Annotated in this window: 1 protein-coding gene; it reads left to right on the top strand. The window is 72.1% G+C overall.

Annotation, left to right across the window (positions count from 1 at the left end; translation table 11 throughout):
- Positions 1-214 precede the first annotated feature (214 nt).
- The gene (locus tag E1298_RS47170; RefSeq protein ID WP_131903854.1) at positions 215-982 is read left to right on the top strand and encodes a bestrophin-like domain; all 768 of its coding nucleotides are present in this window, start codon (positions 215-217) and stop codon (positions 980-982) included.
- Positions 983-1047 lie beyond the last annotated feature (65 nt).

The raw sequence follows: 1047 nt of genomic DNA on the forward strand, positions 1-1047 counted from the left end.
ACCTTCCACCCTGCCGCACGGGACCCGCTCCCGCGCCGCTGCCACGCAAAGTCACCCATGGCGTCAGATTCCCCTTCCGTCCCAGGTGCCGACACCTCACCGCCCGGTGACGGTCCTCTCAAAATCCGCCCATGGCTACCGTTCGTAAAAGTAAAGTGACGATCAGTGGCGGCCGTCCCGGCGCCGCCGCGGCCGCGCGTGAATCGGGAGGATCATGATCATTTACATTGGGGCGGCGGTCTGCGCGATCGCGGTGGTGATCATCGCGAGCCGGATGGTGCGGCGGCTGCGGCACGGCGTGGAGGACCCCGACCCCGACGGCCCCACCAACTCCCACACCGGCGCGATGCTGTCGGCGATGTTCCTGCTCGCGTTCGCCATCGCGATCGTCGTGCCCTGGACGAACGCCGACTCCGCCCGCTCCAACACCTACACCGAGAGCCAGGCCATCGTCGAGGCGTACTGGGCCGCCAACCGGCTGCCCGCCCCCGACGCCCAGCGCGTCCAGGCCGAACTGCGCGAGTACGCCGCGCTCGTCCGCGGGCCCGAATGGCGCCAGATGAAGAAGGGCCGCCTCAGCCCCGACGGCTGGACCCGCCTGGACCGCCTGCGCCGCGAGGTCATCGCCCTCAAGGCCGACTCCGACGAGCTCAAGGACGCCCGCACCGCCGTCCTGGACCACGTCACCGAGATCTCCGCCGCCCGGCACCAGCGCGCGATGGACGCCCGGACCACGCCCCCCACCGGCCTGCTGGTCGTCACCGCGATCACCGGGATCGTGGTGGCGCTGCTGCCGTTCCTGTCGGGCGCCCGGCCCCGCGGCGCCACCCTGATCCCCCTGGGCCTGATGGCGGCGCTGCTGGCCGCCGGCGTCTACCTGACCATCGACATCTCCCACGTCTTCACCGGCGCCCTCGCCGTCGAGCCGGACGCCTTCACGGGCCTTCAGTCCGAACTCCAGCGGATCGGGGCGGGCGGGTGAGCGCGCGCCGCCCGCTGATCCTGCCCGCCGCGGTCGCCGGAACCCTGGCGTTCCCCGTCCTGGCC

It is taken from the genome of Actinomadura rubrisoli (assembly GCF_004349215.1).
Classification (GTDB): Bacteria; Actinomycetota; Actinomycetes; order Streptosporangiales; family Streptosporangiaceae; genus Spirillospora; species Spirillospora rubrisoli.

Coding starts and splice junctions, on each gene's coding strand:
- E1298_RS47170 (WP_131903854.1), top strand. CDS start 215: ATGATCATTTACATTGGGGCGGCGGTCTGCGCGATCGCGGTGGTGATC.